Raw genomic sequence first — 13,715 nt, forward strand, 5'->3', positions numbered from 1 at the left:
AAACTAACTTCCCAATTGCACAAGAAAGATGGACATGTCAAGCAATCCTCCGCTCCGCAACCACGCCGCCGCCCCGATAGCGGTAATAGGCCTGGCCGCACTGATGCCCAAGTCCAACAGTCTGAGCGACTACTGGACCAACATCCTCAACGAAACCGACTGCCTGGAACGGGTTCCGTCGAGCCGCTGGCCGCTGGCTGAATACTTCGACGCCGACCCCGCCGCGCCGGACCGCACCTACTCGGACCGCGGCGGCTTCGTGCCCGATCTGGCGTTCGACCCGCTGCTGTTCGGTCTGCCGCCCAAGACCCTCAGCTCCACCGACGCCTCCCAACTGTACGCGCTGGCGGTGGGCCGGCAGGCCTTGCTTGACGCCGGTTACAATCCAGACCCGACCGGCCCCGGCCGCAAACTGCCCAACAGCCGCTCCGGCATCGTGCTCGGCGTGTCCGGCACCACGATGAAACTGACGCTGGAAATGGCCAAGCGCAGCGAAATCCCCAAATGGATAGACACGCTGCGCCAGGCCGGCGTCGACGACGGCCTGATAGACAGCGTGGCGCGCGCGATGCGCAGCCACTACCCCAGCTGGACCGAGGACACCTTCCCCGGCTTCCTCGCCAACGTCGTCGCCGGCCGCGTCGCCAACCGCTTCGGCCTGGGCGCCGCCAGCCACACCGTCGACGCCGCCTGCGCCAGCTCGCTGGCCGCGGTCAGGCTGGCCTGCCAGGAGCTGCGCAGCGGCGCCGCCGACATCATGGTCACCGGCGGGGTGGACACCGACAATTCCAACGTCGCCTTCCTCAGCTTCAGCAAGACCCCGGCCTTGTCCAAGACCGGCAAGGTGCGTTCCTTCGACGCCGGCGCCGACGGCACGATGATTTCCGAAGGCGTCGGCATGCTGGTGCTGAAGCGGCTGGAAGACGCCGAAGCGGACGGCGACCGCATCTACGGCGTGATCCGCGGCCTGGGCGCGTCCACCGACGCCGCCGGCGGCGCCATCTACGCGCCGCGCAGCGAAGGCCAGGTGCGCGCGCTGCACGCCGCCTACGCCGACGCCGGCTTCGACCCGCGCACGGTGGGCCTGATCGAAGCCCACGCCACCGGCACCGTGGTCGGCGACGCGGTCGAGATCGAATCGCTGGAAGCGGTGCTGGGCGAAGCCCCGGCGCCGATCGCGCTGGGCAGCGTCAAGGCCCAGATCGGCCATACCAAGGCGGCGGCCGGCGCGGCCAGCCTGATCAAGATCATGCTGGCGCTGTATCACAAGGTGATTCCGGCCACGCTGAACGTGCAGGCGCCCAACGCGCGCCTGAAACCGGATGGCGGCCCGTTCTACCTGCCGCGCCGCGCCAAGCCGTGGCTGGCGCCCGCCGACGGCCCGCGCCGCGCCGGCGTCAGCGTCTTCGGTTTCGGCGGCGCCAACCTGCACGTGGCGGTCGAGGAATACCAGGGCGGCCACCCCGCCCCCAGCCACCACGCGGCCGCGCCCATCCTGCTCCACGCCGACACGCCGGCCGAGCTGGCGCAACGCTGCCGCGAGCTGGCCGGCCGCCTGCGGGCCGGCGACCACAGCGCGACGCTGTGGCCGGACGCGCCGCCGCCGGCCGCCGCCGCCCGCGTCGGCCTGTTGGCCCGCTCGCTGGACGCCGCGCCCGAGCTGCTGGACAGCGCCGCCGACATGCTGGACAAGCGGCCCGAGCAGGACGCCTGGTCGCTGCCCGCCGGCGTCCACTACCGTCGCCAGGCGCTGGCCGGCGAGGTGGTCGCGGTGTTCAGCGGCCAGGGCTCGCAGACGGTGGGCATGGGCGCCCGCCTGCTGATAGACCAGCCGCAGGCCCGCCAGTATTTCGAAGCCTTCGACGACGCCGGCCGCGCGCGCGGTTTCACCCCGGTGTCGCGGCTGATCTTCGCGCCCGACACCTTCAGCGCCGAACGCGCCGGCGACCAGCGCACCGCGCTGACCCACACCCTGTACGCGCAAACCGCCATCGGCGCCTACAGCATGGCCGCCTACTCGGTGCTGCGCGACGCCGGCCTGCAGCCGCGGATGGCCCTGGGCCACAGCTTCGGCGAATTGAGCGCGCTGTGGGCGGCCGGCGTGTTCGACGACGCCGGCTACCGCGCCGCGGTGCTCTCGCGCGGCGACGCGCTGACCCCGCCGGCGGGCGCCGACGCCGGCGGCATGATCGCCATCCAGGCATCGGCCGAACAGCTGCAGGCGCTGGCCGCGCAGCTGCCCGGCCTCCACCTGGCCAACCACAACAGCCCGAAGCAAACCGTCGCCGGCGGCGACGCCGCCGCGCTGGAGCGCGCCATCGCCGAACTGGCCCGTCACGGCATCCAGGCCACCCGCATCGCGGTGGCCGCCGCCTTCCACACCGGCCACGTCGGCTATGCCGCCGCGCCGTGGCAGGCGGCGCTGCGCGACATTCCGCTGCGGGCGCCGGCGATGCCGGTGCTGGCCAACCTGAACGCCCAGCCCTACCCGGCGGACAGCGAAGGCATCCGCGCCCTGCTGGCGCAGCAGCCGTTCAACGCGGTGCGCTTCCAGCAGCAGATCGAAGCCGCCTACCAGGCCGGCGGACGGATCTTCGTCGAAATCGGCCCGCGCGCCATCCTCACCCGCATGGTCGACGACATCCTCGGCGACAGGGCTCACATCGCCCTGCCGGTGGCGCACGACCCGGCCGGCGACGACGGCCGGCAAATCCAGGAAGCGATCCTGCGGCTCGCCGTGCTGGGACAGGCGATGCGCCTGGCCTCGCCGGTCCCGCGCAAACCGGCGGCCAGCCCGCTGTCGATACAAGTAGGAGCCCATATCATCCGCACCGCCAATCAACCGGCCTGGCCGGTAGTCGACAAAACCGCCGCCCCGGCCGCCCCGCAGCCGGCCGCGGTTTCCGAACCCGCGTCCGACAGCGCCCAGTTGCTGGCCCAGGTGCACCAGAACTTCCTGGAACAGCAAGCCGAGCTGGCGCGCATCCTGGCCGAACGCCAGCCCGCGCCGGAGGTGCTGGCCGAAATCCGCCGCGCCCAGGACAAGGTGCACGCGCTGCACCAGGCCTTCCTCGACAGCCAGCGCCCGGCGGCCGCCGCGGCGACGCCCGTTGAGCAACAAGCCCTCGTCCAGCCGGCGCCCGCGCCTGCTCCGACGCCCGCCCCGGCGGCGGTCGGCGCGCCGTCGGCCGCGATCAGCCAGCTGCTGCTGGCCACCGTCGCCGACAAGACCGGCTATCCGGTCGACATGCTGTCGCTGGACATGAGGCTGGAAGCCGATCTCGGCGTCGACTCGATCAAGCGGGTGGAAATCCTGTCCAGCGTCCGCGACGCCCTGGGCGTGGCCTCGGCCTCGGCCAGCGACGAATTGCGCAGCGCCGCCACCCTGGCCGAAATCGCCGCGCTGCTCGGCGGCTACGCCGGCCAGGCCGCCGCGCCGGTTCCGGCGCCGGCCAGCGCCCCGGCTCAACCAGTCCAGGCTCAACCGGCTCAGACTCAACCGGCTCAGGTCCAGCCGGTCCAGGCGCCGGCCCCGACCGCCGCCGCCACGCCGTCCGCCGACATCAGCCAACTGCTGCTGGCCACCGTCGCCGACAAGACCGGCTACCCGGTCGACATGCTGTCGCTGGACATGAGATTGGAAGCCGACCTCGGCGTCGACTCGATCAAGCGCGTGGAAATCCTGTCCAGCGTCCGCGACGCGCTCGGCGTGGCCTCCGCCTCCGCCAGCGACGAATTGCGCAGCGCCGCCACCCTGGCGGAAATCGCCGCGCTCTTGGGCGGCTACGCCGGCCAGGCCGCCGCGCCGGCTCCGGTCATTGCCCCGGTTCAAACCCAAGCGGTTCAGGCCCAGCCTGCTCCGGCTCCGTCTGCCGCGCCGGCCGCCGACGTCAGCCAGCTGCTGCTGGCCACCGTCGCCGACAAGACCGGCTATCCGGTCGACATGCTGTCGCTGGACATGAGGCTGGAAGCCGACCTCGGCGTCGACTCGATCAAGCGCGTGGAAATCCTCTCCAGCGTCCGCGACGCCCTGGGCGTGGCCTCCGCCTCGGCCAGCGACGAGTTGCGCAGCGCCGCCACCCTGGCCGAAATCGCCGCGCTGCTCGGCGGCTACGCCGGCCAGGCCGCCGCGCCGGCTCCGGTCATTGTCCCGGCTCAGGCCCAGCCTGCTCCGTCTGCCGCGGCCACGCCGGCCGCCGACGTCAGCCAGCTGCTGCTGGCCACCGTCGCCGACAAGACCGGCTACCCGGTCGACATGCTGTCGCTGGACATGAGGCTGGAAGCCGACCTCGGCGTCGACTCGATCAAACGCGTCGAAATCCTGTCCAGCGTCCGCGACGCCCTGGGCGTGGCCTCCGCCTCCGCCAGCGACGAATTGCGCAGCGCCGCCACCCTGGCGGAAATCGCCGCGCTGCTGGGCGGCTACGCCGCGCCGGCTCAGGCGCCGGCCATCGCCCCGGCTCAAACGGTTCAGGCCCAGCCGGCCCAGTCGCCGGCCCCGGTAGCGACCCGCGCGCCGGCCATCGACATCAGCCAGTTGCTGCTGGCCACCGTCGCCGACAAGACCGGCTATCCGGTCGACATGCTGTCGCTGGACATGAGGCTGGAAGCCGACCTCGGCGTCGACTCGATCAAACGCGTCGAAATCCTGTCCAGCGTCCGCGACGCCCTGGGCGTGGCCTCCGCCTCCGCCAGCGACGAATTGCGCAGCGCCGCCACCCTGGCGGAAATCGCCGCGCTCTTGGGCAGCCACGCCAGCGACGCCGTCGCCGCGCCGGCGCCGGCTCCGGCCGCCGCGACGCAGGCTCAGGCCTCGCCATGGCAGGCGCTGCCGGTGGTCGCGGTGCCGCTGGCGCCGCCGCAGCCGCGCGGCGACAGCCATGCCGGCAAGGTCGTGCTGGTGATAGGCGACGGCGGCGAACTGGCTGCCGAGACGGTGGATCAGCTGGCGCGCGCCGGCTACCGCCCGGTCGCCCTGCACTGGAACGGCTGGATGCGCGCCGGCGCCCCGGTCCGCCCCGCCAGCCAGGCGCCGGTGGTGGAAGCCGGCCCGCAACAACTGGCCGACGCGCTCGAAGCGATCGAAACCGCCAACGGCGCGCCGGCCGCCATCGTGCTGCTGCAGCCGCAGGACCAGCGCCAGGCCAGCCGCCAGCGTCTGGGCCAGGCGCTGCTCGCCGCCCGCCAGCTGCTGCCCTGGCTGAACCGCCGCAGCGCGCTGCTGGCGGTGGCCCGCCTGGACGGCCGCCTGGGCACGGCGGGCGCCGCCGATGGCGATCCGGTGTCCGGCGGCCTCGCCGGCCTGATCAAGACGCTGCGCCATGAGGTGCCGGGCGTCGCCGCCCGCTTCGTCGACCTGGCGCCGCGGCTGCCGACGGCGCTGGCCGCAGAGCGCCTGCTGCAGGAACTGGCCGACGCCGCGCCGGAAACGGCGGAAACCGGCTGGGACGAACAAGGCCGCTGGACGCTGGACTGCGCGGCCCCCGGCGCCGAAGCCGCCTACGCCGGCGCCGAATTGCCGCCGCTGCGCGCCGGCGAGCTGGTGCTGGTCACCGGCGGCGCCCGCGGCGTCACCGCGCACTGCGTGCAGGCGCTGGCGCGCCAGGTGCCGGCCCATTTCGTGCTGATCGGCCGCAGCGCGCTGCTGGAAAGCGACCCGGCCTGGGCCGCGGGCGTCGATGACAACGCCGCGCTGAAGAGCCAGGCGCTGCAGCACCTGCGCGCCGCCGGGCAGAACCCGACGCCGCGCCAGCTGGAAGACAGCTGCCGCGCGGTGCTGGCCGCCCGCGAAGTCCGCGCCACGCTGCGCTCGCTGGCCGCCTCCGGCGCGCAAGCGACCTATCTGCCGCTGGACCTGGGCGACGTCGCAGCCACCCGCGCCGCCATCGGCGAGCTGACCGCCCGCCTGGGCCGCGTGGCCGCGCTGGTGCACGGCGCCGGTGCCCTGGCCGACCGCCGCATCGCCGACAAGACCGCCGCCGACATCGAGACCGTGTTCCGGCCGAAGCTGGACGGCTTCCTGACGCTGCTGGAGGCGCTGCGCGACGCGCCGCCGGCCCGCATCGCGCTGTTCTCGTCCACCGCCGGCTACTCCGGCAACTTCGGCCAGTCCGACTACGCGATGGCCAACGAGGCGCTCAGCAAGCTGGCCTTCCATCTGCCGCGCCAGACCGGCGGCCGCGTGGTGTCGCTGGCCTGGGGCCCGTGGGAAGGCGGCATGGTCACGCCGGCGCTACGCCAGATGTTCGCCGAACGCGGCGTCGGCCTGCTGCCCGTCGCCGACGGCGCCGCGGTGTTCAGCGCGGCGCTGACCGGCAAGCATGCCGGCGGTTTCCAATTCGTGGTGGGCGATGTGATGCCGGCCGACAGCTCGACGACAGACCAACAGGCCGACGACGGCCGCCGCGCCCCGGCCTACCCGGCTTGAGCGGACGCGAAAGGAGAATATGAACATGATGTTTCCACTGGATATCACGGGCATCGCCTGCCTGGTGCCGGACGCCGACACCGTTGACGGATTCTGGCAAAACCTGCTGGCCGGCAAACGTTCGATCCGCGACGCGGACGAAGAGGACTGGGGCGTCGACCCCACCCGCTTCCTGGGCCCGGGCCGCGGCGTCGCCGACCAGAGCTCCAGCATCGAACTGGCCAAGCCGCGCGGCTACGACTTCGACGCCACCGGCTTCCTGCTGCCGGCCGATCTGCTGGCGGCGCAGGACCGCTGCATCCAATGGCCGCTGCAGGTAGGCCGCAACGCGCTGCGCGACGCCGGCCTGTGGGGCACGGACCTGGGACGCGTCGGCATGGTGCTGGGCAGCTATGCCTGGGCCGCCAGCTCGGCCAGCGACGCCATCACCCGCCCGCTGTACGACGCGGCGCTGGCCGAGGCCTTCGCCGAGGCCGCGCCCGATCATCCGCTGCGCCTGACCGCCGGCCGCGTCTCCACCGGCACCCACCCGGAATCGGCGCGGGTGTCGGGCGGCATCACCACGCTGACCGCCCGCGGACTGGGCCTGGGCGGCCCGCGCTACGCGATTGACGCCGCCTGCGCCACCTCGCTGTACGCGATCCACCTGGCGGCGATGCACATCGCCTCCGGCGAGGCCGACGCGATGCTGGTGGTCGCCGCCAACGGCTTCGACACCCTGTTCGCCAACTTCGGCTTCGCCGCCACCCAGGCGCTGCCCGACGGCACCTCCAACCGCCCGTTCGACGCCGACTCCGACGGCGTGGCGCCGGCCGACGGCGCGATGGCGCTGGTGCTGCGCCGCCCGGACACCCACCGCTCGACGGTGTACGGCACGATACGCGGCATGGGCCTGTCCAGCGACGGCCGCGGCCAGACCCTGACCGCGCCCAACCCCAAAGGCCAGAAACTGGCCTGCGACCGCGCCTACCAACAGACCGGCATCTCGCCGGACACCATCGCCTACGTCGAATGCCATGCCACCGGCACCAAGCTGGGCGACCGGGTGGAGCTGGAAACCGTGTCCCGGGTGTTCGGCGACAATCAGCCGGTCGGTTCGGTCAAGTCCAACGTCGGCCACCTGCTGACCGCCGCCGGCATCGCCGGCCTGGTCAAGACGCTGCTGGCGATGCGCCACGGCGTGATCCCGGCCACCATCGGCATCGAGAAGCCGTTGTCGCGCGACATCGCCGGCACGCCGGACATCGTGACCCAGGCCACCCCGTGGCCGGGCGCCCACAAGCGCGCCGCGATCAACGCCTTCGGCTTCGGCGGCGTCAACGCCCACCTGATCGTCGACGGCCCCGGCCAGGCCGCGCCGGAAACCGCGCCGTCGCGCCGCCGCGACGACGCCGCGCTGCTGACCGGCCTGGGCGCGGCGATAGGCGACTGCCCCGACCTCAACGCGGTGGCGCGCGCGCTGGCCGCCGGCCAGCCGCGCCTGCGGCCGCTGCCGGAGGGCCGCCACGCCGGCATGCCGTTCCCGGCGCCGCAAGGCGCCTACCTCGACCGCGTCGCCATCGACGCGCTGAAACTGCGGGTGCCGCCGAACGACATCTCGCGCATGTACCCGCAGCAGTTGCTGATGCTGTCGGTGGGCGACGCCGCGCTGCGCGACGCCGGCATCGCGCCGGGCAGCCGCACCGCCGTCATCGTCGCCAGCGCGATGGACCACAGCGGCCACAGGCTGATGGCGCGCTGGGAATCCCGCTGGCGGCTGGAGGACAGCCTGGACGCCGCCGGCTTCCAGCTCAGCGACGAAGAACGCCTCGGCCTGACCCAGGCGGTGCGCGAATCGCTGCACAAGCCGGTCGACGCGGTGGTGATGCTCAGCTACGTCGGCAGCCTGCTGGCCAGCCGCATCGCCGCCACCTGGGACTTCTCCGGCCCGGCCTTCATGCTGACCGGCGACGAAACCGGCGCCTTGCGCGCGATGGAGCTGGGCCGGCGCCTGCTGGCCGAAGGCGAGGCCGACGCGGTGCTGATCGGCGCCATCGACCTGGCCGGCGCGATTGAAAACCTGATGGTGCGCCAGGCCTGCGGCGCCGACATCTCCGTCCCGGTCGGCGAGGGCGCGTGCGCGCTGGTGCTGGAGCCGGCCGACGTGGTGCGCGAGCAAGGCCGCGCCGCCTACGCCGAATGGCGCGGCGCCGGCTTCGGCGATTCGGCGCAGGCCGCCGCCGCGGCCATCCGCGCCGGCATCGGCCAGGACGCCGCCAGCGCCGGTCTGGTGGAAAGCGCCGGACAACTGCCGTCCGCCGACCTGCTCGGCGGCCGCCCGGCGCTGTCCAGCGCCGCCGCCGTGTTCGGCCACACCCGGATGACCGCCCCGCTGCTCGGCGTGCTGCATGCCGTTCTGAGCCTGAGCGGGCGCAACCTGCCGGCCTGGGCCGGCTGGAACGGCGCCCGGATCCCGGCCGGCCTGGAAGAGTCGCACGCCTATGTGCCGACCGACGCCCGCCCCTGGTTCCGCCCGGCCGACGGCCGCCGCCTCGCCGCCGTCCTGGCGCGCGACGACGACGGCCACTCGGCTCAGGCGCTGCTGGCGGAAACCCCGGCGGGCATCGCCAACAAGGCGGTGGAGCCGGCCCTGCCGCTGCTGCTGCCGCTGGCCGCCGCCGACCGCGACGCGCTGCTGGCGCAGCTGGCCGCCCGGGTCGCCGAACTGGAAAAACCGGACGCCGACGCCGCCGCGCTGTGCCGCGCCGCGGTGCTGGCCCACAATCCTCAGGCGCCGCTGGCGCTGGCGCTGGTGGCCGACAACGGCGCCGGCCTGCTGGAGGAGGCCCGCGCCGCGCTGGCGCAACTGCCGAAGGCGCAGGCCGACTGGCAATCGCCGCGCGGCAGCCGCTTCTGCCCCGCTCCGCTGGGCCGGGACGGCAAGGTGGCCTTCGTCTACTCGGCGCTGAACACCGCCTTCACCGGCCTCGCCGCCCGCGTCTGCCAACTGGAGCCGCAGGCGGGCGAGCGCCTGTCCGCCGCCCACCGCGACGCCGCCGCCACCATGCGCAGCGAACAGCTCTACCCGCGCCGGCTGGCGCCGCTGGACGCCGAGGGCCGCATGCTGGCCGAAGAGGCGCTGCTGCAGGACAACCCGGCGCTGATCAACGCCGGCATCCTGTCCGGCTGGCTGTACACCACCTTGCTGACCGAACGCGTCGGCCTGAAGCCGGCGCTGAGTTTCGGCCACAGCCTGGGGCAGGCCACGATGATGTTCGCCAGCGGCGCCTGGGCGCCGGGCGATGTCTGGCTGGAGCGGCTGCAGGAGCTGGACGGCTCGCTGACCCGCCTGTCCGGCGACAAGCAGGCGGTGCGCGAGGCCTGGCAGCTGCCCGATGGCCAGCCGGTGGACTGGGTCAACTACCTGGTGCTGGCGCCGGCGGTCAGCGTGGTGGAAGCCGCCCGGCAGGAAACCCGCGCCTATGTCAGCCTGATCAACTCGCCTGACGAAGTGACCCTGGTCGGCGAACGCGCCGCCTGCGACCGCATCCTGCAGCGCCTGGGCGCCGAAGCGGTGCCGGCGCCGGACAGCCTGGCCATGCATTGCGCGCCCGCCGAGCGCGAGCGCGCCACGATCGCCGGGCGTTTCACCGCCCAGCTGGCCAAGCGGCCGGAAGGCCTGCTGTTCGCCGGCGGCGCGCCCGCCGCCTGGAGCCCGGAAGCGGTGGCCGAACGCGTCGCCGACGATCTGGTTTCGCCGCTGGACTTCCCGGCGCTGGTCGATCAGGCCTACGCGCAAGGCGTGCGGCTCTTCCTCGAGCTGGGCCCCGGCGGCAACTGCAGCCGCTGGATAGACAAGACGCTGCGCGACCGCCCGCACGCCGCCTTCGCGCTGGCCCGCCGCGACCAGGACGACGCCGTGATGCTGGCCAAGCTGCTGGCGCTGCTGGTGGCCCACCGCGTGCCGCTGGACCTGGCCGCCGCGCTGCGCGTCAAGCCCGAAGAGAAAAAGCCGGCCCTGCTCAAGGACCTGATGTTCTGCCGCCCGCCCATCGCCGCCACGCTGGCGGAAGCGCTGCGCAAGCAGGGCCTGGACCAGGCACTGGCCCGTCCGTCGAAAACACCGTCCCTCAAACCCGCAACGCAAGACGCCATGACCACCATCCCCACCCAGACCGTTCAGCCGGCCGACGCCGCGCCGCAGCAAGCGACCGAACCAGCCGAACGACACCGCGCCGAACTGGCCGCCAGCCACGCCTCGCTGGTCAGCCTGCTGGCCGGCAAGCCCGCCGCCGACCCGGCGGCCGCGCCGAAACACCCTCCGCTGTTCAACGAAGCCGACATCATGGAGTTCGCCGAAGGCCGCGTCGCCAACGTGCTGGGGCCGAAATTCGCCGAAATCGACCGACTGCCGCGCCGCGTGCGGGTGCCCGGCGCGCCGTTCATGGCCGTCAGCCGCGTCACCGCGCTGTCCGGCACCTACGGCAAGCTGGAAGACAGCCGCATCCGCACCGAGTTCGACATTCCCAAGCCGGCCTGGAACGCGGTGGACGGCCAGGTTTCCTACCTGTCGCTGGACGCCCAGGGCGTGCTGTTCCTGGTGGGTTGGCTGGGCATAGACTTTGAAAACCGCGGCAACCGCGCCTACCGCTGGCTGGACGCGCAGCTGACCTATCTGGACGTGATGCCGCAGGCCGGCCAGTGCGTGGAATACGACATCCACATCACCCAGTCCTTCCGCAACGGCGAGGCCACCCTGTTCAAAACCGACTTCCTCGCCAGCGTGGACGGCCACCCGGCGCTGAAGATCGACCATTGCACCGCCGGCTTCTTCACCTACGAGGAACTGAGCAAGGGCGCCGGCATCACCGACCAGCACCGCACCCCGCGCACCGTGACGCAAACCGCCTTCACGCCGCCGCTGACGCCGCCGCGCCGCTCGCTGGACGGCGCCGACCTGCTGGCCATCTCGCGCGGCGAGATCGCCCAGGTGCTGTCGCCGGCCCACGCCAGCGGCGGCCGCAACCCGTCGCTGCGCCTGCCGCCGGCCGCCATCCAGTTCATCGACCGCGTCACCAGCATCGAGCCGGCCGGCGGCGCCCACGGCCTGGGCGGCTGCGAGGCCGAATTCCAGGTGAACCCGCAACACTGGGCGATCCGCGCCCACTTCAAGGACGATCCGATCTTCCCCGGCCCGTGCATGATGGAAGGCGCCTTCCAGCTGCTGCAGACCTACGCGCTGTCGCTGGGCCTGCAGACCGCCGTCACCGGCGCGCGCTTCCAGCCGCTGCCGCACCGTCCGTCGCTGGTGCGCTTCCGCGCCCAGGTGCTGCCGCAGAACCAGACCTTCACCTACCGCGCCGACATCGTCGAAATCGGCCTGACGCCGGAGCCTTACCTGATCGCCGACATCGACCTGATAGACAACGGCCGCGTGATGGGCCGGGTCGAAGGCCTGGGCATCCGCCTGACCGGCCAGCCGGCGCTGCCGCAGGCCGCGGCCGCCGCGGCGCACATCCAGGGAGCGGCGCAATGAACCCCGCCTCCTCCTCCATGGCTCGCGGCGCCGAGCAACTGGGCAGCGCCGCCTTCCGCCAGCGCCATGGCTTGCGCCTGGCCTATATGGCCGGCGCCATGGCCAACGGCATCGCCGGCGAAGAACTGGTGATCGCGCTGAGCCGCGCCGGCTGCCTGGCCAGCTTCGGCGCCGCCGGCCTCAGCCTGGAACGGGTCGGCGAAGCCATCGTCCGGCTGCGCGCCGAGCTGCCCGGCAAGCCGCTGTGCTTCAACCTGATCCACACCCCGGACGATCCGGCGCTGGAGCGCGCGCTGGTCGACCTTTACCTGCGCCACGGCGTGGAAACCATCGAGGCCTCGGCCTTCATGGCGCTGAGCCCGGCCATCGTGCTGTACCGCGCCAAGGGCGCCCGCCTCGACGACGCAGGCAATGCGGTGGCGCGCCAGCGCGTGATCGCCAAGGTGTCGCGCCGCGAGGTGGCCGAGCCCTTCTTCCGCCCGGCGCCGGACGCCATCCTGGACGCGCTGCAGGCGGCCGGCGAGCTGACCGCGCAGGAAGCGGCGGCGGCCCGGCTGCTGCCGGTGGCCGACGACGTCACCGTCGAGGCCGACTCCGGCGGCCATACCGACCGCCAGTCGCTGGTCTGCGCGCTGCCGGCGCTGGCGCTGCTGCGCCGCCGCGTCGCCGAGGTGTTTCCCGCCGCGGCGCGGGTCGGCCTGGGCGCGGCCGGCGGCATCAGCACCCCGGCGGCCATCGCCGCCGCCTTCGCGATGGGCGCCGACTACGTCGTCACCGGCTCGGTCAACCAGGCTTGCGTCGAATCGGCCACCTCGCCGGCGGTGCGCAAGCTGCTGGCCGACGCCGACCTGGCCGACGTGACCATGGCGCCGGCCGCCGACATGTTCGAACTGGGCGTGCAGGTGCAGGTGCTGAAGCGCGGCACGCTGTTCGCCGTGCGAGGCGCGCAGCTGACCGAGCTGTACCGCGCCCACCCGTCCTTGCAGGCCATCCCGCCGGCCGAGCTGGCGCGGCTGGAACAGCAGCTGTTCCGCCAGCCGCTCTCCGCGGTGGAAGCCGAGACGCTGGCGTTCTGGCAGCAGCGCAATCCGGCGCTGGCCGATCAGGCCCGCCGCGAGCCCAAGGTGCTGATGGGCCTGGTGTTCCGCTGGTATTTAGGCCAGTCCTCGCGCTGGGCGATACAGGGCGCGCCGGAGCGGACGCTGGACTATCAGGTCTGGTGCGGGCCGGCGATGGGCGCCTTCAACGCCTGGGCGGCCGGCACGCCGTTCGCCGATCCGGCCGCGCGCCGGGCGGCCGCGGTGGCCGACGCGCTGATGCAGGCGGCGACGCAGCCGCTGTCCCAGCCGGCGCCCGTCGCGCCCGTCGCGCCAGCCGCGCAAACCGCGCCGCCGCAGGCTTTGCGGCCGGAACCGGCCCCGGCGGCCGCGCCGCCGGCCTCGTTCTCGGCCGAGGACATCCAGGAGTGGCTGATGGAACAGATCGCGTCCCAGCTGGATCTTTCGCCGGACGACATCGACCCGCGCCGCACCTTCGAAAGCTACACGCTGGACTCCACCCGCGCGCTGCTGATCCTCACCCGGCTGGAAAAGCGGCTGGCCCTGAAACTGTCGCCGACGCTGATCTGGAACTACCCGACCATAGAGACACTGGCGACCCAATTATGCAAAATGGCATTAGTAAAGAAAATTGACATGCAAGCAGCACAGTAAGGCGGCCGCCCCGGCCGGATTTCATGCCGTGCCGGGGCGGCTTGAACACAGATTCAGACCG

Annotated in this window: 3 protein-coding genes; all 3 read left to right on the forward strand. The window is 73.0% G+C overall.

Going from position 1 to position 13,715, the window contains the following annotated elements:
* Positions 1-34 precede the first annotated feature (34 nt).
* Genes CXB49_RS14085 through CXB49_RS14095 form a run of 3 tightly spaced genes read left to right on the forward strand, consistent with a single transcriptional unit; the run spans position 35 to position 13,654 of the window.
* Entirely contained in the window at positions 35-6,427 is a 6,393-nt protein-coding gene (locus CXB49_RS14085) for a type I polyketide synthase (RefSeq protein WP_158300868.1), read from the forward strand.
* A 25-nt stretch (positions 6,428-6,452) separates the two neighbouring features.
* Positions 6,453-11,942 carry a beta-ketoacyl synthase N-terminal-like domain-containing protein gene (locus CXB49_RS14090; RefSeq protein WP_158300869.1) on the forward strand — a complete coding sequence of 1,830 codons (5,490 nt, stop codon included), beginning with the start codon at positions 6,453-6,455 and terminating at the stop codon, positions 11,940-11,942.
* Positions 11,939-13,654: a PfaD family polyunsaturated fatty acid/polyketide biosynthesis protein gene (locus CXB49_RS14095; RefSeq protein ID WP_101708995.1), complete on the forward strand. Its 1,716-nt coding sequence runs from the start codon at positions 11,939-11,941 to the stop codon at positions 13,652-13,654. Before CXB49_RS14090 ends, CXB49_RS14095 begins: the two co-directional genes overlap by 4 nt.
* Positions 13,655-13,715: the final 61 nt, after the last annotated feature.

The organism is Chromobacterium sp. ATCC 53434 (assembly GCF_002848345.1).
GTDB lineage: Bacteria > Pseudomonadota > Gammaproteobacteria > Burkholderiales > Chromobacteriaceae > Chromobacterium.